Source organism: Prosthecobacter fusiformis, from assembly GCF_004364345.1.
Taxonomy (GTDB): Bacteria; Verrucomicrobiota; Verrucomicrobiia; order Verrucomicrobiales; family Verrucomicrobiaceae; genus Prosthecobacter; species Prosthecobacter fusiformis.
In genome coordinates, this window is sequence record NZ_SOCA01000007.1 from 122124 (window position 1) to 143852 (window position 21729).

General features: G+C 57.3%; 17 protein-coding genes. 6 read left to right on the forward strand and 11 right to left on the reverse strand.

Annotated features, from left to right (window positions below; translation table 11 throughout):
• Both EI77_RS23835 and EI77_RS16780 read right to left on the reverse strand, forming a co-directional pair.
• Positions 1-3132, reverse strand: a complete 3132-nt coding sequence (locus tag EI77_RS23835; protein WP_243838905.1) for an excinuclease ABC subunit UvrA — start codon at positions 3130-3132, stop codon at positions 1-3.
• 92 nt (positions 3133-3224) lie between these two features.
• A complete protein-coding gene (locus EI77_RS16780; protein WP_133796454.1) occupies positions 3225-6350 on the reverse strand; it encodes a PSD1 and planctomycete cytochrome C domain-containing protein in 3126 nt (1041 codons plus the stop codon).
• A gap of 231 nt (positions 6351-6581) precedes the next feature.
• Between EI77_RS16780 and EI77_RS16785 the strand changes: the two genes are divergently transcribed.
• Positions 6582-8300 (forward strand): hypothetical protein, encoded by a 1719-nt coding sequence (locus EI77_RS16785; protein WP_133796455.1) that lies wholly within the window; start codon positions 6582-6584, stop codon positions 8298-8300.
• Positions 8301-8396: 96 nt separating this feature from the next.
• Here EI77_RS16785 and EI77_RS16790 read toward each other — a convergent pair whose 3' ends face one another.
• Positions 8397-9389 (reverse strand): DUF6807 domain-containing protein, encoded by a 993-nt coding sequence (locus EI77_RS16790; protein WP_166647310.1) that lies wholly within the window; start codon positions 9387-9389, stop codon positions 8397-8399.
• Positions 9390-9523: 134 nt separating this feature from the next.
• Between EI77_RS16790 and ftsY the strand changes: the two genes are divergently transcribed.
• Positions 9524-10369 carry a signal recognition particle-docking protein FtsY gene (gene ftsY, locus EI77_RS16795; protein WP_133796457.1) on the forward strand — a complete coding sequence of 282 codons (846 nt, stop codon included), beginning with the start codon at positions 9524-9526 and terminating at the stop codon, positions 10367-10369.
• Positions 10366-10923, forward strand: coding sequence for a tRNA adenosine(34) deaminase TadA (gene tadA, locus EI77_RS16800; RefSeq protein WP_133796458.1), 558 nt, complete (start codon positions 10366-10368; stop codon positions 10921-10923). The genes ftsY and tadA overlap by 4 nt, the downstream gene beginning before the upstream one ends.
• Before the next feature lie 54 nt (positions 10924-10977).
• On the opposite strand, the gene EI77_RS16805 is transcribed toward tadA, so the two are convergent.
• The 3 genes from EI77_RS16805 to EI77_RS16815 all read right to left on the reverse strand — a co-directional run bounded on the left by EI77_RS16805 (position 10978) and on the right by EI77_RS16815 (position 13648).
• Positions 10978-11775: an ABC transporter permease gene (locus EI77_RS16805; protein WP_133796459.1), complete on the reverse strand. Its 798-nt coding sequence runs from the start codon at positions 11773-11775 to the stop codon at positions 10978-10980.
• 40 nt (positions 11776-11815) lie between these two features.
• The gene (locus EI77_RS16810) at positions 11816-12571 is read right to left on the reverse strand and encodes an ABC transporter ATP-binding protein (RefSeq protein WP_133796460.1); all 756 of its coding nucleotides are present in this window, start codon (positions 12569-12571) and stop codon (positions 11816-11818) included.
• A gap of 87 nt (positions 12572-12658) precedes the next feature.
• The gene (locus EI77_RS16815) at positions 12659-13648 is read right to left on the reverse strand and encodes a hypothetical protein (RefSeq protein WP_133796461.1); all 990 of its coding nucleotides are present in this window, start codon (positions 13646-13648) and stop codon (positions 12659-12661) included.
• 283 nt (positions 13649-13931) lie between these two features.
• Between EI77_RS16815 and EI77_RS16820 the strand changes: the two genes are divergently transcribed.
• Complete coding sequence (locus EI77_RS16820; protein ID WP_133796462.1) at positions 13932-15974, forward strand: FAD-dependent oxidoreductase; 2043 nt, start codon at positions 13932-13934, stop codon at positions 15972-15974.
• Positions 15975-16028: 54 nt separating this feature from the next.
• On the opposite strand, the gene EI77_RS16825 is transcribed toward EI77_RS16820, so the two are convergent.
• Genes EI77_RS16825 through EI77_RS16835 form a run of 3 tightly spaced genes read right to left on the reverse strand, consistent with a single transcriptional unit; the run spans position 16029 to position 19165 of the window.
• On the reverse strand, positions 16029-17063 hold the full coding sequence (locus tag EI77_RS16825) for an aldo/keto reductase (RefSeq protein WP_133796463.1): 1035 nt from the start codon (positions 17061-17063) through the stop codon (positions 16029-16031).
• A gap of 21 nt (positions 17064-17084) precedes the next feature.
• Positions 17085-18119, reverse strand: a complete 1035-nt coding sequence (locus tag EI77_RS16830) for an LLM class flavin-dependent oxidoreductase (protein WP_133796464.1) — start codon at positions 18117-18119, stop codon at positions 17085-17087.
• Positions 18116-19165, reverse strand: coding sequence for an alkene reductase (locus EI77_RS16835; RefSeq protein ID WP_133796465.1), 1050 nt, complete (start codon positions 19163-19165; stop codon positions 18116-18118). The genes EI77_RS16830 and EI77_RS16835 overlap by 4 nt, the downstream gene beginning before the upstream one ends.
• A 79-nt stretch (positions 19166-19244) precedes the next feature.
• Here EI77_RS16835 and EI77_RS16840 point away from each other — a divergent pair, with 79 nt between their 5' ends.
• Together EI77_RS16840 and EI77_RS16845 are read left to right on the forward strand one after the other, a co-directional pair.
• Positions 19245-19577 (forward strand): ArsR/SmtB family transcription factor, encoded by a 333-nt coding sequence (locus tag EI77_RS16840; protein ID WP_208300396.1) that lies wholly within the window; start codon positions 19245-19247, stop codon positions 19575-19577.
• Between the two features lie 15 nt (positions 19578-19592).
• Positions 19593-21032: a DHA2 family efflux MFS transporter permease subunit gene (locus EI77_RS16845; RefSeq protein ID WP_133796467.1), complete on the forward strand. Its 1440-nt coding sequence runs from the start codon at positions 19593-19595 to the stop codon at positions 21030-21032.
• 81 nt (positions 21033-21113) lie between these two features.
• On the opposite strand, the gene EI77_RS16850 is transcribed toward EI77_RS16845, so the two are convergent.
• Both EI77_RS16850 and EI77_RS16855 read right to left on the reverse strand, forming a co-directional pair.
• Positions 21114-21467: a DUF5615 family PIN-like protein gene (locus tag EI77_RS16850; protein WP_133796468.1), complete on the reverse strand. Its 354-nt coding sequence runs from the start codon at positions 21465-21467 to the stop codon at positions 21114-21116.
• Entirely contained in the window at positions 21464-21712 is a 249-nt protein-coding gene (locus EI77_RS16855; protein WP_133796469.1) for a DUF433 domain-containing protein, read from the reverse strand. The genes EI77_RS16850 and EI77_RS16855 overlap by 4 nt, the downstream gene beginning before the upstream one ends.
• Positions 21713-21729 lie beyond the last annotated feature (17 nt).

The window sequence follows — 21729 nt, forward strand, 5'->3', positions numbered from 1 at the left end:
TCAGGCGGGATTCAGAAACCGTCCTGTCGCGCTGGACGTCACTTTAGCCACCTCCTCCGGTGTACCTTCGGCCACGATATGCCCTCCTTCATTGCCCCCGCCCGGCCCCAGGTCCACCACCCAGTCCGCACAGCGGATCACATCCAGATGATGCTCGATTACGATGACCGTATTCCCTGCATCGCGCAGGCGGAAAAGCACCTGCAATAGCGTTTGGATATCCGCAAAGTGCAGGCCCGTCGTCGGCTCATCTAAAACATAAAGCGTATTCCCCGTAGCCTTGCGCGCCAGTTCTGCGGAAAGTTTGATCCGCTGCGCCTCCCCACCGGAAAGGGTATTCCCCGCCTGGCCCAGCCGCACATATCCCAGGCCGCATTCCTCCAGCGTGCGCAGCTTTTCAGCAATCGCACTCGCCTTGCCAAAAAAGCGTGAGGCCTCACTCACCGTCATCTCCAGAACCTCGGCGATGTTTCGTCCCTTGAAGGTGATCTCCAGCGTCTCCGCATTGTAGCGCTTTCCATGGCAGTGGTCGCAGGTCACATAGACATCCGCCAGGAAGTGCATGTCGATTTTGATCTGGCCATCCCCCTGGCATTTTTCGCAGCGCCCACCGGCCACATTGAAGCTGAAACGACCTGCCTCATAACCGCGTACACGTGCCAGCGGCAGGTTGGAATAAAGCTCACGGATCGGCCCAAACGCAGCCGTATAAGTCGCAGGATTGCTGCGCGGACTCCGTCCAATGGGTGATTGATCGATCACCACCACCTTGTCAAAGGCTTCGATTCCTGAAATGCTGCCATGCCTGCCCGGCTCATCCTTTGCATGATAAAAATGCCGCTGCAGCGCCCGCATCAGGATACGGTTGATCAAGGTGGACTTGCCACTGCCGGAAGGTCCCGTCACCGCAGTCAGACACCCCACTGGAAACGAGGCGGTGACATGCTTGAGGTTATGCTCAATAGCATCGTGGATCGTCAGCCAGGTAGGCAGCGGATGCTCCGCCCGCAGGGCGAAGTGCTCTCCCAGTACCGTTCTCTTTTTCCCCGGCTGAGACTGGGCGCTGCGCTCCATGGCGGCTGCGCTCACGGTCGCAGCCGAAGGCGGTTTGCCGATAGGAGCCACCCGTCCTGAGGGCGGTGTAATGCGGAGCTGCTCGCTCAAATAAGCCCCCGTCAGACTCTCCTTCATCGCCATTACCTCTTCGGGGGTGCCCTGGGCGATCAACTGCCCTCCATGGACGCCTGCCGCAGGCCCCATCTCGATCACATGATCCGCCGCCCGCATCATTGCCTCATCATGTTCCACCACCAGCACCGTGTTTCCCAAATCCCGCAGGCGCAGCAGCGTGCCGATGAGCCTTTCCGTATCCGCCGGGTGCAGGCCGATGCTTGGCTCATCCAGCACATAGAGGACACCCGCCAGCCCCGCACCGATCTGTGTCGCCAAGCGGATACGCTGCATCTCCCCACCGGAAAGGGTACCACTCTCCCGGTTCAGCGCCAGATACCCCAGCCCCACCTGCTCCAGGAAATCCAGCCTCTTTAAAATCTCCTTCTGCAATTCCTCCACATAGCTACGCTGATGCTCCGTGAGGCTGAGATTCCTCACCCAGATGAGAGCATCCCGGATGGGAAGCGAGCAGAGATAATGGATGTTTAATAATGAGGGGGAAATAGAGACGGGAGTGCTCAGTGCTCCGTGTTCAGTGCTCAGTGGGGGAATGGGCGGGGCATTGTCCTTGGTCCTTGTTTTCCCCCTGGCCTTTTTCGGTTCCGAAGTCTGAGCACTGATCACTGCGCACTGAGCACTAATTTCTTCTCTCGCCCCAATCTCCGACGCCAGCACCACCGCCAGGCTCTCTTTCCGCAGTCTTTTCCCCTCACAGGCCGGGCAGGGCAGGGGATTCATATAGCGGGTCAATTGTGCCCGCAGGGTGTCACTTTCAGCATTTTCATAAAGTCGCCGCGCCTCATTCAAAAGGCCCTCATAAGGTTTCGCCAGGCTGCGTTTATTCGCTCCGGTAGCCCAGCCTGTCGGGATGGCCTTGTCCCCGGTGCCATGGAAAAGAGCCTCTTTAAATCCCTGCGGCAATCCTCGGAATGGAGCATCCACCGCCACCCCAAAATGCTTCGCTAAAGCCTCCACTCCGCGTTGATGGATCAGCTTCAGTTTCGGATTGCGAGACCACCAAGTTTTCACCGCACCATCTTGGATGGACACTTCTCCATCCGGAACCAGCAGCCCTGGATCGGGTGCCATCAGGGTGCCCACGCCTTCACAGGTCGGGCAGGCTCCCAGGTGCGTGTTGAATGAAAAATGCTGAGGCGTCAGTTTTTCGATCACATAGCCGGTGCGTGGATTTGCATAGGCCGTGGTGAAACTCAGCAGGTCCGGTTTTGCCTCAGCGGCACCGCTCACTAAAAACTGTACTTCGCTCTCATTCCACCGCAACGCTGCCTCGATGGATTCCATCAGCCGCGCTTTCACTCCTTCTCGGATCACCAGCCGGTCCACCACGATCTCTACCCGATGTTCCTCCCTCAGGCTTGGCTTCAGCTCCTCCTCCAGTTCCACGATCTCTCCATCCAGCCGCACCCTCACAAACCCCTGACGGCGCAGTTTTTCGAATAGTGCCCTTAGGGCCGCTCCATCCGCCGGGGGCTGTGGAGACAGAACCACCACGCGCGTTCCTTCTCCCAGAGAAAGCAGCCGCTCCCCGATCTCCGCCGGCGTGTTTTTGATCAGCCTCTCCCCCGTTTCCGGGTCATGCGGCTGTCCGGCGATGGCATAGAGTACACGCAGGTAATCATAGATTTCCGTCACCGTAGCGATGGTGCTGCGCGGGTTTGGTGCACTGTGCACCTGCTCGATCGCCACCGCTGGAGAAAGGCCTTCGATGAAATCCACATCCGGCTTTTCCAGTTGATCCAAAAACTGCCGCGCATAGGCCGAAAGGCTCTGCACATACCTCCGCTGTCCTTCGGCATACAGGGTATCAAACGCCAACGATGACTTCCCGCTGCCACTCACCCCCGTGAGCACGACCAGCTTGTGACGGGGAATGTCCACGTCCACATTTTTCAAATTATGCTGCCGGGCCCCACGCACCCGGATAAAGTCCTGCGCCATCTCTGGATAAACGAGGGCGCACCGCCCCGCGCAAGCACAACTGCGAACAAATCCCGCTCCTGGGATGGGGCGCTCCCTCACCGGCACCTATCTCAATACCGCGTGATCATCTCATGCAGATTCAGTACCACACGGCACACACTGGTCCAGGCGGCCATCTCAGCAAGGTCGCCGGAGGGACGAGGGCGCAGGCCGGCGGAGAGAAGTTTTTCAGCATCTTCTGGGGCCGCCTGGTAAACCTCCCGCTGGCTTTTGAGGAAGCCTAACAAGCTTTGCATTTCCCCGGCTTTCGGTTTGCGCGCCAGGGTGCGCAGAAAGATGGTTTCCAGCCGGGCTTCGTCAGCCCCCTGTGGCAGTTTTTCTGCCAGGGTGCGCGCGGCTTCGACAAAGGTCGGGTCATTGAGCAGCGTCAGTGCCTGCTGGGGTGTGTTGGAGACGTTGCGTGTGGCCGTGCATTCATCACGGGCCGGGGCGTCAAAATTCGCCAGCATGGGGTGCAGGAAAGTCCGCTGCCAGTGCATATAAACTCCCCTCCGCCACTGCCGGTCATCTGTGCTGGCGATGTAGTCGCGGCTGGGAAACTGGATGTTTTCATAGTAACCGCCGGGCTGGTAAGGCTTCACACTCGGGCCACCGATGTCCAGGTTCAAAAGGCCGGAAGCAAACAGGGCATTGTCACGCACAAACTCCGCATCCAGGCGACGCGGATTTTGAAAAGCCAGCAGACGGTTGCCTGGATCCAGATCCTTCAATTCTGGCCGGGTGCGGCTGTCCTGAAGGTAGGTATGGCTGCTGACGATGAGGCGCATGACGTGCTGGATGTCCCAGCCGCTTTCACGAAATTCCACCGCCAGCCAGTCCAGCAGTTCCGGGTGGCTCGGGGTCTCTCCCTGCGCTCCCAGGTCATCCACAGCCTGAGACAGGCCGATGCCGAAAAACTGCTTCCACAGACGGTTCACAAAGGTGCGTGCCGTCAGCGGATTTTCGGGTGAGGTCAGCCAATGCGCCAAGTCCAGCCGGGTCTGGCGGCCAGCGTTTTCTTCCAGTTTGCCCGTGAGAAATCCGGGCGGTGAAGGTGGGCAGATTTCTCCCGTTTCATCCATCCAGTTACCACGCGGCAAGCGGCGGATGGTCAGGGGTTCTTTGACTGCTACGGTGACTTGAGTCCAGGTTTTGCCGCCCGTGCATTCCACGGCCTGCGCATGCAGATTTTTCCAGGCGGCCTTGGTTTCCGGGGCAGCTTGACCGGACTGCCGCATCCATGCCTGGGCCAGGAGAGGAGACTTCAGCGTTTCCTTTTTCAAATCGGATACCAGTGGCTCCACCCAGTCCTGAGCTAGGGGAGTAGGTGGTGCGACAGCGGCCAGGGAAATGCGCAGGCAGCCGACGCTATGCGATGGAAGACGGACAGTGAAAGTCTCTCCGGCCTTCAGTTCCGCCGTTTCATCCAGCAGCCAGACAGAGGAATGGGGCATCTTGGTTTCCTTCATGGAGGTCTTCCATCCACCCGTCACTCCCGGCTGCTCCTGGGTGCCAAGATAGCGAGGCGCTTTCACATCCGCATCTGCCTGGAAGACGGCCAGTGCACGGTCTTTCTTATCCCCTGCGGGCCGGTAGCTAAAGGCAGGCATGACCGTCATACCTGTCGCTGTTCCGTTAAGTTCAATGCTGTCCTGATGCGCTGCATCTGGCAGCAACTCCAGCCTCACGGCAGCAATGCGGGTATCCTCAGTGGCAGTGAAGACCATCGTGGTATTTTGGGCTGCCTTAGCGCTGATAAGCAGCCTACCATCCTGCTGCTGGGTGATCTTGGATTCATCCACCGGTTTCGGTGCATCTGGTTTGGCGGCATCCGCTTTGGGCTTGGCTTTGGCCGCACCCTTTTTGGACACAGGAGCCAGCTCTGTACGTACATTTGAGGGCAGGGTAAACCAGATTTCAGGCCGCGCCTCAAGAGTGGTGAGCGTATTTTGGACCCAGGATTTCACACCCTCTTTCGGCGCTTTCTGCACGGCCTTGAGGGCCATCTGATTCATTTGGGTAGTCAGTTTTTCCAGTCGTGTCTTCAGATACGGACTGTCCACCAGGATCTCCGGGGGGAATGGGTATTCATTGGTCCATCCGGCCAATTCTTCGATGGGGGAATAGCGATAGCTGCCGTACACCCCGAACTGCTTCACATCCGCAAAGTAGGCGGACATAGAATAGAAATCGCGTGCGGTATAAGGGTCAAATTTATGATCGTGGCATTCGGCGCAGCCCAGGGTCGCGCCCAGCCATGCTCCGCCCACCGTACGCACGCGGTCGGCCTGGTATTTAGACAGGTATTCCTTTGCCTGGGCACCGCCTTCGCGGGTCATCATGTTCAGCCGGTTAAACCCACTGGCCACTAGTTGCTCCGTCGTCGGATTGGGCAGCAAATCACCTGCGAGCTGCTCCTCCGTAAAACGATCAAACTTCTTGTTAGAATTAAAGGCGGCGATCACATAGTCACGATAGGGAAAGATGCGCTGGTTCTGGTCCCCATGAAAACCCACCGTATCCGCAAAGCGCGCCACATCCAGCCACCAGGCGGCCCAGCGCTCGCCAAAATGGGGGGACTTCATCAGACGCTTCGTCCAGATCTGCACGGTACGCTGCGGGTCGCGGGCAAAAGTCAGCTCAAAGTTTTCCACCTCCTGCGGTGTCGGTGGCAGGCCCACGAGGTCCAGGCTCAGACGGCGGAGGATCGTGCGTGCATCCGCCAGCGGGGCAGGGGAGATGCCTTTCCCTTCCAGCGCATTTTGTACATAAGCATCTATCGGGTGGCCTTTTTTTCCCTCAGGCAGTTCCGGCCTGACTAACGGTGTATAGGCCCAGTGCGGTTCGTACTCAGCCCCCTGCCGGATCCATTCGGCCAGCATTTGCTTCTGTGCATCCGTCAGCGTTTTTTTGGATTCCGGCGGCGGCATCACATCCTCTTCGTCATGGGTATGAATGCGCTCCATGATGCTGCTTTTATCCGGATTTCCGGGCAGGATGGCATTCATTTCCATGGCTGCCTCACGCACATCCAGGCGCAGGTCCGCCTCCCGGTGGTTTTTATCTGGACCATGGCAGGCGAAGCAGTTGTCTGACAAGATTGGCCGGATGTCCCGGTTATAGCGCAGCTTTCCCGTGGGCGCGGCCGATGCGGCAGCGGCGGTCATGGCCAGGAGAATGAACAAGCGGGAAGTCATGGCGAAAAAGGTAAACACACTACCCGGTATATACGCACGCTGGCCAGCCGGGATTTCGCCGCTGCATGGCGGCGTCTGCTCAAAGGCATGGGCATTGCACGCATGGATGCCCATTTTCCTCGGCTCATCAGCCTGTGGCGTCCGTGCAAAACACCTGGAATCCAGCCATTTTCATCAACACTGAATAATCATCCGCTTCAGGGGGTCTGTACGACATCTAGCTTTTCCCCCATGAAAACTGTCAGCCCAAATCTTTCCGTGATTGAATCCTTAGAGGCTCGCCTTGCTCCTGCAGGGGTCGTGGCCCTCACCCTCTCTGCATCGGGTGCCCTCACCATTACTGGAGATGTCCATGCGAACGATTTCACCATCACCGAATCCGGTGATCTGTGGACCATCACCTCGCAAACAGGCACCACCGATTTCAAGTTTAACAATGGTGCAGAAATGAGCGCCATTACCTTTGATGCACCTCTTTCTGTCAAAGCTACCCTGGGCGATGGCGATGATGTGATGGTGCTGGACGGCGTACTGATTCCCAAAACTCTGAACGTCAATACCGGCAATGGCAATGACATCGTGGATCTCACCAGCACGGCCATTTTCAGCACGGCCACCGTGGCCATGGGCAACGGTGATGACACTTTCACAGGGGGCGGTGATCTTTACTTTGCGAAGGGCTTCAGCGTCACCTTGGGGGCAGGTGCCAATACCTTTGATGTGAATGCCGACACCCTGTTGTCCGAAGGCAACATCTCCGCCACTGCCGGAGGAACCATCCTTGAAGATCAGGCCTTTATTCTGAAGGCAGGTGTGGGGGAAATTTTCGGCAGCCTGACTTTGCGCACCACCATAGGCAGCTCCACCGAATTTGAAATTGGAGAACTGCTTTCCGATTCTCTCCTGGTCACGAAGGCCATGACCTTGCAGTCCGCCGCTGGCTCGGATGATGTCACCCTTCGCGGCGACCTGATGGTGGGCGGCGTCTTGTCCCTGAAAATGGGCAATGGCAATAACCTCATCTATACCGATGAGTTGGACCAGCTCAGCACCAAAGGCCTAGCCTATACGGGCGGTACCGGACTGGATGATTTCCGCCTGGAAGCACGCGAAGTCATCGTGGACGGTAGCTTTACCTTCAGCGGCAGTTCTGGCGAAAACTACCTGGACCTGCTCACCACGGAATACCTTGGCATCACCAAAGGGCTGACTTATACGGGCGGCGTGGGACAGGATTCACTCGTCATTGGCGGCCCTGAAGTGGTCGTCATTGGTCAGGTGAAAATGACCGGTTCCAATGGTTTCAATTATCTTGGCATTGATGCCACCTGGGCAGATCTCGGCAGCCTCGCCTACAGTGGCGGCACCGGGGCGGATCTTGTGGAAATCGGCCACCTTGAGGGGGACTCTGAACTGGTCACTGTCTATGGTGGCATGTCCCTGGCTATGAGCAGCGGCGATTCCGAAGTGCACCTGCTGGATACTTATATCCGTGGAAACCTCTCCATCACTACCAAAGCCGCCCTCGGTTACCTGGATAATATCTGGCTTCTGGATAGCGATTTCGACGGCTCCGTCTCTGTCAATATGAGCGGCACCGCTGACAGCTATGTGGAAGTCCGCGATGGCATCTTCAATGGCAACGTGACCCTTCGCACTGGGGCAGGCTATGACGAAGTCCGCTTTGATACGGATATCGACTCCTCCTCCATCTACAGTGAGTGGAATGGATATGTCCGCGTTTATCTCGGCTCCGGTGATGATGAATTCTACGCAGGCGGCACACCCACCCAGTCCACCGTCGGCCACGTGGGCAATGATTTTAACTACTACGTGGACGTCTATGGAGATGCTGGTTACGACACGGCTTACTTCATGAGCACCGCAGATTATAACAATGGATTCAACTACGACGACCCATGGATCTTCAGCATTGAAGACTATGCCTGAAATAAAAAGGGTGAGGATTCGAGATCCTCACCCTTTTCATGAATCAGTCTTTCAAAGCAGCGTGCGCAGGGATGCGGACGCTGCTTTGGTTTGGGCTCAGGGCTCCTTGGCGTAATCTGCAAAAGCCTCAGCGATCTTGGCTGCCTTTTCATCACCCAGGTGGAAGATGAAGCGGTGGCGCAGGGTGATTTTTTCACCTTTCTTCAGTGTCACAGCACCATTCTCAGCCTTCGGGTCCAGGGACTGCGTGCCAAATGGATTGGCGGTGAAGAGACCGTATGTGCGCACATGCCATGGGGTAGGGTGGCGAAAGCTCTTGGGGTGGTTCAGCATAGCCACACCTACCTGCTTGCCGTCCACTTCACCATAGTAGTCACACCAGGTGGCGCGCTTAGCCCAGGCATCGGCATCTGTCTCGCCTTCGCTGTTGATGATCTTGCCGGTGCCCGGTGTTTTCTTTTCTTTTTCCACCGCCATGTTAGTCGGCACACGGATGCTCAGGCCGGAATCTTTTTTGTCATCCACCAGCGTGTCGCCCTCGGTGGCGATGAGGTCGATGTCGATATCAATGAGACGGGTTTCACCCACCACTTTGAAAGTATGATGGCGCACTTCTTCGATGGTCTTCTTGCCATCTGGTCCCACGTAGTCGGAGACGGTGGTGAAGGAGGCTGTTTCACCTTCCTTGATGTCCTTCAGTTCGCGATGCTTGATGGCACCCAGGTGTTTTACACGTTCGGCTGTTTTCGGATTCTTGCTTTCACCAAAGGTGGCGGCTTCCGCCCAGGTGTCATAACCGCCTATGTTTTCGTGGCCGAAGCACAGGCCGCGATGGTGCGGGTGGTCATGCTGCTCACCTTCCACGGTCTTCATCGGGTAGGCGCGGGTCATCGTCTGGCCGCCAGGGCCGATGATGGGCCACAAGTAAGGCTTATTGGCCTGATCCACCACGAGTTCGGTGAAAAATTGGCCGTCAATTTTGACCACGGCACCGCCTGTGGGAGTCTTTTCGACGGTGAATGTAGCTGCGGCGGCGCTCAGTGAGAGCGAGCCGAGTAGAAGGGCGGATAGGATGGGCGTGAACTTCATGAGTGAATGTGGCACAAGGACGTATATCAACGTTCTTGCAATGCATATTCTTCCGCCCTCCATTCATCATTCCGTGATGGCGGCATGCGCATTTCTGAGTAAGCACTCACCCCCTTCTTTTTCTTCACGACCCTATGGCCGGCTTTTTCAAATCTCTCATCCAACGCTTCACGAAACCCGACATCGATTGGGATGACCTGGAGGCCGCCCTCATCGCCGGTGACCTCGGGCCCCGGCTCAGTCTGCAAATTGTGGATGACCTGAAGGATCAGGCTCGCAAGCTCCACGGAGCAGACATTGTGCAAGTGACCCGGGAGCACATCCGCAAGATCCTGCCCGAAGCGCCTAAACCGCTAACCCGGCTGGAAGGGAAACCAAAAGTGGTCCTGGTTATCGGTGTCAATGGCACCGGCAAGACCACCTCCACCGCCAAGCTGGCCCATCTGCTGCACAAGGGCGGACACAAGGTCGTCCTCGCCGCTGCGGATACCTTCCGTGCGGCCGCTGTGGAGCAGCTCGAAGTCTGGTCCCAGCGCTTGAATATCCCCATGGTCAAAGGACCGCCGAATGGCGATCCTGCCTCTGTTTGTTTTGAGGCCTATGACCTGGCCTCCAAGACCGGAGCGGATTTCCTCCTCTGCGACACCGCCGGGCGTCTCCATAACAAGCACAACCTCATGGAGGAGCTGAAAAAAATTCATCGCATCCTCGGGCGCAAAGACAGCACCTCCCCGCATGAAGTCCTCCTTGTCGTGGATGCCACCACCGGTTCCAATGCCTTGCAGCAGGCACGTGAATTTAACAAAATTATCCCTCTCTCCGGCGTCATCGTCACCAAGCTGGATGGCAGCGGCAAAGGCGGCATCCTGGTGACCATTCAGCAGGAGCTCGGCGTGCCCACCCGCTACATCGGCCTGGGTGAAAAGGTGGAGGAATTTCAAGCCTTCGATTCCCAACGTTTTGTCGAGGAACTGCTATGAGCATCGAGCTGCCGCCCGCCATCGATCTCATCTCGGACGCCCACTTCATGCGCGAGGCCCTGCGCATGGCGCAAAAAGCTGCCCGTCAGGACGAGGTGCCCATCGGTGCCGTCATCGTCCACCAGGGGCAGATCATTGGCCGCGCCTGGAACCAAGTGGAAACACTCAAGGATGCCACCGCCCATGCGGAAATGCTGGCCCTCACCCAGGCGGAAAGCGCCATGGAGGACTGGCGCCTGGCTGACTGTGATCTCTACGTGACCAAAGAGCCTTGTCCTATGTGTGCCGGGGCCATCATGCACTGCCGCATTCGCCGCGTCATCTTCGGCTGTGGCGACCCCAAAGGCGGTGCCGCCGGCGGTTTCTGGAACCTCCTCCAGGCCCCCAACCTCAATCATCGCAGCGAGATCACCCCCGGCGTTTTGGCCGAGGAAAGCGTCGCCCTGTTAAAGTCCTTTTTTGCCGAGGCCAGAAAACGCAAAGCCCTCGGCCAAATCCATACCAAAGGACTCGGCGGAGTCTCCTCCTCCCCAGACATCTTCGACGGCCCCTAGCCATTGATCCAGAGCGTAGTTTGCAACCACGCTCACAAGCCGCTGGGAAGCCCCCTACTGCGTCGCAAACTTCGTCAGCAGCCCACGCTTCCGCGTGAGGCGCAGGATCCACAGGAAAAGCCCTCCGGCAGCCGCCAGATACACCAGATTAAGCGCGAAGGACTGGACCAGCAGCGTCATATTCATCGTGCCCGTTTTCATCACCTCGCGCATGCCCTCAAAGATATACGTGGCCGGGAAAGACCAAGCGATGGGCTGCGCCCAGGAAGGCATATCCGCCACCGGATAAAACACCGCCACCGCAGGCTGGATAAAGAATGGTACCGCCCAGGCCAGCGATTCCGCCGCCTGGCCCCAGCGCAGGATCAGCGCCGTGGAGATCATCCCCAGCGACCACCCAAAAAGCATCAAGTTCAGGAAAAACGGTACCAGCCACCATTCCAGCACGAACACATTAAACGAATAACCAAACCACGCGATGGACCCCAGCACCACACCCGTGATGGCGATGCGCAGCACCCCCACCGCAAAGGTCGCGCCCAGGTATTCGGAGGTCCGCACAGGGGCGACAAAGATGTTCAGCAGATTGCGCGTCCACACATCCTCAAGGAATGAAATGGCCACCCCCTGCTGTGCACGAAACATGATGTCCCACAGGATCATCGCGCCGAGCAGGAAGAGGATGTAATTGCCAAATTCATGCGTCGTGTTGCGCTGCAAAAACAGCGTCAGGTTTCCCCACACCAGCAGGTCCACCACCGGCCAGAATACCATCTCCACCAGGCGCACCGGATTCCTTGTATAAAGGAAGATGTACCGCAAAACCAAAGCCCAGATTATTCGCAAATTCATAATGGTTGATCAATAAAACACGCTTCCTGTGGATTCCGCCTCATGCCTCCAGGTCCCCGCTGCGGGCGATCTTGATGAACACATCCTCCAGCGAGTTTTCGGAAAACTTTTTCACAATCTGGTCCGGCGTCCCTTCCGCCACGATCTTGCCCTTGTGCAGGAAGATCACCCGGTCGCACACTTCCTCGATGTCACGCATGTTGTGGCTCGTGTACAGGATGCCGATGTTCCGCTCACTCTGTACCCGCCTCACCACTTTGCGCACCTTGTCGGCGATGTCCGGGTCAAGGCTTGCTGTCGGTTCATCCAGCATCAGCAGTTCAGGATCATTCAGGAAGGCCTTGCACAAATTTACACGCGTGGATTCCCCGGCGGAAAGTTGTCCCGTGACCCGGTTTCTCAGTTCCGTCACCTCCAGCAGTTCCAGCAGCTCGGCGATTTTCTTCTTCGCATTGGGTACGCCATAGATCTGGGCAAAGACCTGGAGGTTCTGCCACACCTTCAGGTTTCCTGGCAGGGCCACATAGGCGGAGGAAAAATTCGTCTTCTTCAGGATCTCGATCCGGTTTGCCTCCAGCGCCTTGCCAAAGGCAAAAAGGTCGCCCGAGGTTGGCAGGGTCAGCCCCAGCATGCAGTTCATCGCCGTCGTTTTTCCCGCCCCGTTTGCCCCCAGCAGCCCCAGGATTTCCCCACGGTGCAGCTTGAATGAAAAACGGTCCAGTGCCTTCACCCCGTCGAATTCGCGGGTGAGTTCACGGGCTTCCAAAATGACTTCGCGCGTGTCGGTGGCTGGCATGGGCGCGCAGATTCGCTGGGAAGTGCAGAAATGCAAGAGCGGCCCGCACTTGCTGAACCCAGATAGACCGCCAGCCCTGCCTCAGCTTCACTGGCGGCTCAGTTCCAGTTCGATCTCCAGAAATTTATCCGCCAGTGGAGCCGTGAGATACCAGTGGTTGCTTTCACGTCCCAGCACCGTTTTGATCCTCCCCACACCCCGTCCCGCATTCCGGATTTCATACCACACACTCCGGGATGAAGAAGAATTGGAACGATCATACAAAAAGTTGAAGTAGGGGTTGCGGCTGCCATCCGGCCCAATTCCTGCCCACACAATGTCTTTGGCGTTCTTTTGATGGAGCTGGACTGAGATGACACGGTCCAGCGCATCTGTGATGAAGTGGATTTCATCAAAAACCTCCCCCCGGTCCAGGATGCCTAGATTGCCCCCGATATGCCAAAAGTGGATACTCAGCCCCTCTGGAAAGCACAGGCGGTTAGCGCGGTCAGACCTTAGCTTATAAGACCCTTTGGGCAACGTCGCCAGAGCATCGCCGATAGGCATCAGCCATGTGATGCTGCTCCAGATTTTTTCGGGAGTGCCGGAGGTGCTCTGCAGCACCTTACGGGAGTATTCAGCCAGACTCTGCAGCAGCACTTTGCGGCTATACAGGCTGGAGGGTATCCACGGATCATACAGAGCCATCTCACCCGGCTTCGGATTCAGCTTATCCGCAGCATGCACCTGGTCAGGCCTTGGCGTGTCCGCCACAGGGGCCAACGATTTTTGCCGGAGACCACGGATGAGTCCTGAGGCGCTGCCTTCTTCAAGATAGCGCGTGGCTTCGGAATCAAAGGTAAGTGTCACCGTTTGCTGATTCGGGTACGTCACCCGCAGTGTATCATGATCCAGCGCTTCCCATTGGCTGACCTGCTTTTCTCGGGTGAGCAGCGTACCATCCGCACGAAAGCAGACTAAAGTATCCGCTGTCGGGCTCTGCCAGGTCCATAAATACCCCTGGACGGCCTTGGCCAGCTCCGCTGCCGTCGTGCGTGGGGGATTGGAAACCGGTGCCGCTGTTTCAGCTTCAACCATCCCCCCTTGGGTGATAAAAAGGGCAATAAACCAGCAGAAGGATCTGAATTTCTTAAGATTAAAACGAGGCATCATGCTCAGTGGAACTGGATGTAGGCTGCAATGCAAACAGCCTGCTAAGAATCAGGCTAGCAGATTAAATTCCAATTCGATAGCCTAATACAAATGTTTATCGGTAAATTGTGCGATTCTTACAGGCGATTTTTCTCCGTCCTTTGCGGATCACCTTCAAATAAGACTGTCCAAAACCATGGCCAGCACTCCTAATGGAGCCTGACCAACCATGAAAAGACTGACCCTGTTGCTATCATCCCTCACCCTCCTGGCTCAGGCCGCTACGGAATCTGACGTTCTCGTCTATGGCGCCACCCCCGGCGGATTCTGCGCCGCCATCGCCGCCGCCAGGGAAGGGGCTTCCGTCGTTTTGCTTGAGCCCACCGACCACATCGGCGGCGTCAACACCGGCGGCTTGAGCTTTAGCGATTCCAACCAGACCGTTCGCAACACCGTCATGGGCCTCTTCGACGAATGGCATAGCCGCGTCGAGAAAGACTATGTCCAGCGCGGCATTGAGCTGCCGTATAAGGTCAGCGTCAAAGACCAGAGCAAGTGGACCTATGAACCCAGTGTCGCCATGCGCATCACAAAGCAGATGCTAGATGAAGCGGGTGTCAAGGTCCTGCCCGAGCATGAACTCAAGACGGTGCTCAAAGATGGCCCGCACATCACTGGTCTCACCACCACCCAGGGAGAGTTTACGGCCAAAACATTTGTCGATGCCACTTATGAAGGAGACCTCCTCGCCGCTGCGGGTGTGAGCTGGACCATCGGGCGCGAGGGCAAAAAGGAGTTTGGTGAATCCTTCGCTGGCAAGCAGTATCCTAAATCCAAACTCCCCATCAATGGTTTTGATGAAAACGGTAAAGTCCTCCCCCTCATCACCACCGATGATGCTGGTGCCGAGGATGAAGGGGATAAAAACGTCATGGTGTATAGCTTCCGCCTCTGCCTGACGAAGGAGGCGGCCAACCGTGTGCCCTTCCCGAAGCCCGCTGCTTATGATCCGGCTCGGTTCGAGGTCCTGCGCCGTTATTTTGCTGCCGAAAGACAGCCCCATCTTCTTTGGGATCTCTATCCTCTGCCTAACAACAAGTTTGATGCTAACAACGGCATCGGCAAGCATTTCTCCATGGGCCTGGTCGGTGCCTGCAATGGCTGGAGCGAGGCCGATGCCGCTGGCCGGGCAAAGATCTGGGAAGCGCACAAGCAATACACCCTGGAGCTCTACCACTTCCTGACCACCGATGCCGCCGTGCCCGAGTTCCTACGCAAGCAATTGGGTGAGCTGGGCCTCTGCAAAGATGAGTTCCCAGAATACGGCCACTGGTCACCCCAGCTTTATGTTCGCGAGGGTCGTCGTATGCAGGGCATGTACGTCGTCAGCCAGAAGGACATCATGGACCAGCCGGAAAAGGAAGACGCCATCGCCGTCTCCTCCTTTCCCATTGATTCACATGACTGCCAGCGCGTAGCCCTGAAGGATGGCGGCGTCATCAATGAAGGCACCATTTTTCCTGTGCGCATCCCAGGGCGCAGGCACGGCTATGCTTACCACATCCCCTATCGCAGCGTGCTGCCCCGGCCTGAAGAATGTGATAACCTCCTCGTTCCAATCGCCCTTTCTTGCACTCATGTGGCCATCTCCTCCATCCGTGTGGAACCCACCTGGATGATTCTCGGCCAGAGTGCCGGCATTGCGGCTGCCCTTTCCGCCAAGCAAAACGTCGCCGTGCAGAAGCTCCCCTATGTCCTGCTGAAGGAGCGGCTGCTCGCTCAAAAACAAGTGCTGGAACTCCCGGTGCTCCCTGAGCTTCCTCCAGAGGCGGTGACTGAAATGAGCATTGATCCCTCAAAACTGGAAGGCATTGTTCTCGATGATTCCCGGGCGGAACTGGCCGGTGCTTGGAAAAAGGCATCCAGTTTCAAACCCTATGTCGGTAACGGTTACCTGCACGATGACCGCCGCGCCGATGGGCAATCAGTGGCCACCTTCCAGTTCAAAGTTCCAGCCAGTGGCAAATACGAAGTTCGCATGGCCTATTCGGCACATGAAACACGCGCGAAAAATGTTCCGGTCGAAATCGTCAGCGGCAGCCAGACCAGCCGTCTCACAGTGGACCAGACTCAGCCCTTCCCAAAAGCGGAAGGCTTCCGCAGCATCGGTTCCGTAGAATTGGCGGAAGGGGCAGCCACCCTTAAAATCAGCAACGAAGGCACGGCTGGTTTTGTCATCCTCGATGCCATCCAACTGGTTAAAGCGAACTAGTCCGCCACGCCTGTCTAGGGGCTTCACGCCTTGTGAAGCCCCAACTCATCACGTTCATTTCGTCGGGAACGGATTCCGCTCATCAAACCCGGCCTGATGCCAGTAAGGGTAAGTCTTCGGCTTGTCGCTCGCCGCATCCAGCTTAGCCACCTGCTCAGTTGTCAGGTTCCAGCCCACTGCACCCAGGTTCTGTCTCAGTTGTTCCTCCGTCCGAGCACCGATGATCACGGTGGAAACCGTCGGCCTTTGCAGCAGCCAGTTCAGCGCCACCTGCGGTACTGATTTGCCCGTTTCCGCCGCCACTTCATCCAGGGCATCCACCACCTTGTAAAGGTACTCATCATCCACCTGCGGACCCATCTGGTTGCTCAGTGTGTGGTTCAGTCGGCTCGTCTCCGGGCGTGGCTGGTTGCGCCGGATTTTCCCCGTTAGCCGTCCCCAGCCCAGCGGGCTCCACACCACCGCGCCCACCTTTTGGTCCAGCCCCAGAGGCATCAGTTCCCACTCATAATCCCGCCCGATCAGCGAATAATAAGTCTGGTTGGCCACATAGCGTGAAAGGCCAAATTTTTCCGCATAAGCCTGCGCCTTCATCAGGTGCCAGCCGGAAAAATTGGAGGCCCCGATGTAGCGGATCTTCCCGGCTCGCACCAGATCATCCAGCGTGTTCATCACCTCTTCCACCGGCGTCATCGCATCGAATCCGTGGAGCTGATAAAGGTCGATGTAATCCGTGCCCAGCCTTTTCAGGCTCGCATCCACCGCACGGGTGAGATGCCAGCGGGAGGAACCCACATGGTTAGGCCCGTCGCCAAAACGGAAGGTGCCTTTGGTGGAGATGAGCACTTCGTCACGGCGGCCCTTGATCGCCTGGCCCAGGATCTCCTCTGCCATGCCCATGGAGTAAATGTCTGCGGTATCAAACATGTTCAGTCCGTGCTCCAGGCAGATGTCGATGAGCCGTGATGCCTCGGAAACATCCGATGCCCCCCATTCCTTGAAAAATTCCGTGCCACCACCAAAGGTGCCCGTTCCAAAGGTCAATACCGGTACTTTGAATCCTGATCCGCCGAGTTGTCTGTATTCCATAAGAGTGTGTTCGTTTTGAGGTTAAGAATGTGTTTTGGAGGCAAGGGAAGTGTTGATGTCCTGAAACACGCCAGCGGCGATTTCAAAGGAGCGCAGCCGCGCTTGCGGGTCAAAAATGTGCGCCGTTGCAATGAGCTCGTCCGCCTGCGTCGCGTCCAGTAAAGTCTCGATCTGTCGGCGCAGTGTCACTGGACCGCCCACCGCTGAGCAGCTCGTCATCCGGTCCACCTGCGCTGCTTCCACCGGATTCCACACTTCGTCGATGTCATCCACCGGTGCCTGGAGTTCCCGAGGCCTGCCCCGGATCAGGTTCAGAAACACCTGCTGTAGGGAGCTGAAAAGCCGTGTCGCCTCATCATCTGTATCGGCCGCGATGACGTTCACGCCCACCATTGCATGTGGCTTGTCCAGAAACACGGATGGTTTGAACCGCGTCCGGTAAATATTCAGCGCCTGATACAAAAGCTCCGGCGCAAAGTGGGAGGCAAAGGCAAACGGCAGCCCTGTCTCCGCCGCCAAACTCGCACTGAAGGTGCTGCTGCCTAACAAATAGATGGGCACATTCGTATCCTGTCCAGGCACCGCCCGCACTTTTTGTCCTGGCTGTATTTTGCCCAGGTAGCCTTGCAACTCTTGCAGGTCTTCAGGAAAGGTATCCCCGCTGCTGCCCAGTCCCCGGCGCAACGCCCGTGAAGTCGTCTGGTCCCCACCCGGTGCCCGTCCCAGGCCCAGGTCGATCCGCCCCGGATATAGGGATTCCAGGGTGCCAAACTGCTCCGCAATCACCAGCGGCGCATGGTTCGGCAGCATGATTCCGCCGGAGCCGATTCGCATCTTCGTGGTCCCTCCTGCCAGGTGGCCGATCACCACCGACGTCGCCGCGCTGGCCACCCCGGGGATGTTGTGATGCTCCGCCACCCAGTAGCGGTGGTATCCCCATCGCTCCGCATGTTGAGCTAGGTCCAGCGACCGGCTCAGGGCCTCAGATGCCGTGCTCCCTTGCACAATCGGCACTAGGTCCAGGACAGAATAAAGGAACCCGGATGTACGTTTCATAGTGCTGGGTAATCGGTGTAGCCCTTCGGCCCGTCTGCATAGAACGTCTGTGGATCCGCCGGATTTAAAGCCGCCTTTTTGGCAAACCGCTCCGGCAGGTCAGGATTAGCGATGAAGGGTACCCCAAAAGCAACCGCATCCGCATCTCCAGCTGCGATGATTTCATTGCCCGTTTCCAGGGTAAACTTTTCATTCGCCACATACACCCCGCCAAAGGCCTTCTTCAGCGCAGGCCCCAGGCTGTCTGGACCCTGCTTCTCACGGGCACAGATAAAGGCAATCTTTCGCCGCCCCAGTTCACGCGCCACATAACCAAAAGTTTCGCCAGGGTTTGCATCCCCTATATCATGAGCATCCCCACGCGGTGCCAGATGCATGCCCACCCGGTCCGCTCCCCAGACGGAGATGGCCGCATCCGTCACCTCCAGCATCAGCCGCGCCCGGTTTTCTACCGATCCGCCATACTCGTCCGTGCGCAGATTGGTCTTCGTCTGTAAAAACTGGTCCAGCAGGTAGCCGTTCGCACCGTGGATTTCCACCCCGTCAAACCCGGCTTTCTGCGCATTCTCTGCACCTTTGCGATAAGCCTCAATCACCCCGGGGATCTCAGTCAGCTCCAGCGCCCGTGGCGTTACAAAAGGCTTCTCCGGCCGTACCAAGCTCACATGTCCCGCAGGCTTCACCGCGCTCGGGGCCACTGGCAGCTCTCCATTGAGAAACATGGGGTCAGACATCCGGCCCACATGCCACAGCTGTAAGAAGATGCGCCCCCCCGCCTCATGCACCGTTTTGGTGACCAGCTTCCAGCCTTCCACCTGCTCATCAGACCAGATACCCGGCGTATTCGCATACCCAACTCCCATGGGGGTGACGGACGTAGCCTCACTCAAAATCAAGCCCGCTCCGGATCGCTGGCGGTAGTATTCCGCCATCAATGCATTCGGGACACGCTCAGTCCCGGCGCGGCTGCGGGTCAGGGGAGCCATAAAAATGCGATTGGGCAGGTGCAGGGAGCCGAGCTGAAGCGAATCAAAAAGGGAGGACATATATGTTAGTTCTATTGTTCACTAATACGGAACTAAAGAATCATTGAACTGCAAGTGATTTTTGTGTATGATTAAAACCATCAGACCGCTCCACCATCCTTCACCCGAAAGCATCACCGTCACAGGCATCCTCCACGCCCTGTCTGATCCGGTGCGGATCAGCATTGTCGCGGAGCTTCGCAAGGCCGAAGGCGGGCTTAACTGCATCGAGACCACCAGCCGTCTCCAGTTCTCCATGCCCAAGTCCACCTGCTCCCAGCATTACCGCATTTTGCGTGAATCCGGATTGATCTATAGCGAGCGACGCGGAGTGGAACTGACCAGCCGGGTCAGGCGTAAAGAATTGGACAGCCGCTTCCCCGGCCTCCTGGATGCCATCCTCAAAGCCTGGCGCAAAGAGCAGGAAGGTTAGCCCGGCAGTTTCAAGATGACTTCACAACCAACTCTCCCCGCCCGGCACCCATCTCTCACCGTGCTGCCCTGGCTGGTAGCGGTGGCCCTGTTCATGGAGAACCTGGACGCCACCATCCTCAATACGGCCGTCCCCACCATGTCCGCCAGTCTCGGCGTGGAGCCGCTGAGCCTGAAGTCCGTCCTTACCAGTTACACGCTAAGCCTCGCCGTCTTCATTCCCGTCAGCGGCTGGATGGCAGATCGTTTTGGTACAAAGCGTGTCTTCTCCCTGGCCATCGTCCTCTTCACCATCGGCTCCCTCCTGTGCGCCGTCTCGTACAATCCGCCCATGCTGGTCGTCTCCCGCATCATTCAGGGCATGGGAGGAGCCATGATGATGCCCGTGGGTCGCATCGCCCTCGTTCGCTCCTTCCCCCGGTCCGAGATGCTCAGAATAACCACTTATGTGATCATTCCTGCTCTCATCGGACCCCTCATCGGCCCCTCCCTGGGCGGAGCCATCATTCACTGGTTTTCCTGGCGCATCATCTTCCTCTTGAATGTCCCCTTTGCTATCGCCGGTCTTTGGCTCGCCTCCCGGCACATGCCGGATTTCCGGGACACAGAAGCCCCTCCTTTAGACAAGTCCGGCTTCTTCCTCTTCGGCAGCGGCATCGCCCTCCTTTCCTATGTGCTTGAGGTCTTCGGTGAGCACACCCTTTCCCCGATGACCCTCGGCCTCATGACCCTCGTTTCCCTGGGGCTTCTGACCGCCTACTGGCGGGATTCACGTCAAAGCAGCGCTCCATTGCTATCCGTCCGCCTGTTTAAAATACGCACCTTCCGCCTATCCGTCATCGGCGGTTTCGTCACCCGCCTCGGCGTCGGCGGCATGCCCTTTCTGCTGCCGCTTCTTTATCAAATTGGCCTCGGTTTCCCGCCTTGGCAGGCGGGCCTTCTCACCATCCCGCTCGCCCTCGCCGCCATTGGCATGAAGGTCATCAGCCGCCCGCTGCTCGCCCGCTTTGGTCACCGCCCCGTGCTCATTGTGAATACCGTCTTGTTAGGCCTCAACATCACCATCTTTACCCAGGTTGGTCCCGGCACCAGCATCTGGATGATCCTCCCCCTCAGCTTCACCCAGGGGTTCTTTTCCTCCCTCCAGTTCACCAGCATGAACACCCTCATCTTCGCCGATGTGGACGACCGCGATGCCAGCAAAGCCAGCAGCCTAGCCAGCACCGGCCAGCAGATGTCCGCCAGCTTCGGCGTCGCCATCGCCTCCATGCTCACCGCCTTCTTCATCGGCGGCCTGGACCAGACCAATCCCCTCGTCACCGTCCCCGCCCTCCATCACGCCTTCCTCACCATGGGCCTCCTCACCATGCTCTCCTCCTTCACCTTCTGGAGCCTCAAAAACAGCGACGGCGACAACGTCAGTCTCCACCACTCCCCCACCCAGCCGGAGGCGTAACAAAAAGCACTCCCGAGCTTGAGCTCGAAAAAGTCTGCAGCTTATTGAACCACGGGAAAGCTCAAAACAAAGTCCTCGGGTCTATGCGACTGCTGAAACCTTCTGTCTGTCCAGCTCTACAAGGGTGCACTCATTAAGAGCCTCCAAGATTGCAGGCAAATGCTGTTCAAACATCCGTCGAGTGTCTTTCAGTCCCATGTTTCCTGTTCTCACCAGAACTAGTTTCCATGGGCGTCCCTGTAGCAGGTGCGAATGATAAAAATCGGTATCTTTGGTTACCACGATTCTCTGCTCAGCCATGGAGACGGTGTTTAGCTGTCCGTCTCTGGATGCGTTCTGATCAGGTAAATCCAAGGTGTGAATGACGTCCTGGCCTGCCTCTTCAAAGACCTTTTTCAGACTTGGCGGCAGGTGTGCATCAATGAGGAATTTCATGCGGTGACCAGTTGCCAGCTGCGCATTTTAAGAGACTGGGTAGCAAACTGCAGACATGCCAGCAAATCCTCACGCTCCAGGTCTGGAAACTCCGCCAGTACATCCTCAAAACTGTCTCCGGCTGCGAGATATTCGAGCACTGACTCCACGGGATAACGCATCCCCCTGATCGTGGGCTTTCCGTGGCAGATCTCAGCATCAATCACGATTCTGTGCAGAAGGCTTTGGGACTCACTCACTGTCATACCTTCAGCTTCGTCTC

Coding starts and splice junctions, on each gene's coding strand:
- EI77_RS23835 (WP_243838905.1), bottom strand. CDS start 3,132: ATGGCGCAGGACTTTATCCGGGTGCGTGGGGCCCGGCAGCATAATTTG.
- EI77_RS16780 (WP_133796454.1), bottom strand. CDS start 6,350: ATGACTTCCCGCTTGTTCATTCTCCTGGCCATGACCGCCGCTGCCGCA.
- EI77_RS16785 (WP_133796455.1), top strand. CDS start 6,582: ATGAAAACTGTCAGCCCAAATCTTTCCGTGATTGAATCCTTAGAGGCT.
- EI77_RS16790 (WP_166647310.1), bottom strand. CDS start 9,389: ATGAAGTTCACGCCCATCCTATCCGCCCTTCTACTCGGCTCGCTCTCA.
- ftsY (WP_133796457.1), top strand. CDS start 9,524: ATGGCCGGCTTTTTCAAATCTCTCATCCAACGCTTCACGAAACCCGAC.
- tadA (WP_133796458.1), top strand. CDS start 10,366: ATGAGCATCGAGCTGCCGCCCGCCATCGATCTCATCTCGGACGCCCAC.
- EI77_RS16805 (WP_133796459.1), bottom strand. CDS start 11,775: ATGAATTTGCGAATAATCTGGGCTTTGGTTTTGCGGTACATCTTCCTT.
- EI77_RS16810 (WP_133796460.1), bottom strand. CDS start 12,571: ATGCCAGCCACCGACACGCGCGAAGTCATTTTGGAAGCCCGTGAACTC.
- EI77_RS16815 (WP_133796461.1), bottom strand. CDS start 13,648: ATGGTTGAAGCTGAAACAGCGGCACCGGTTTCCAATCCCCCACGCACG.
- EI77_RS16820 (WP_133796462.1), top strand. CDS start 13,932: ATGAAAAGACTGACCCTGTTGCTATCATCCCTCACCCTCCTGGCTCAG.
- EI77_RS16825 (WP_133796463.1), bottom strand. CDS start 17,063: ATGGAATACAGACAACTCGGCGGATCAGGATTCAAAGTACCGGTATTG.
- EI77_RS16830 (WP_133796464.1), bottom strand. CDS start 18,119: ATGAAACGTACATCCGGGTTCCTTTATTCTGTCCTGGACCTAGTGCCG.
- EI77_RS16835 (WP_133796465.1), bottom strand. CDS start 19,165: ATGTCCTCCCTTTTTGATTCGCTTCAGCTCGGCTCCCTGCACCTGCCC.
- EI77_RS16845 (WP_133796467.1), top strand. CDS start 19,593: ATGACTTCACAACCAACTCTCCCCGCCCGGCACCCATCTCTCACCGTG.
- EI77_RS16850 (WP_133796468.1), bottom strand. CDS start 21,467: ATGAAATTCCTCATTGATGCACACCTGCCGCCAAGTCTGAAAAAGGTC.
- EI77_RS16855 (WP_133796469.1), bottom strand. CDS start 21,712: ATGACAGTGAGTGAGTCCCAAAGCCTTCTGCACAGAATCGTGATTGAT.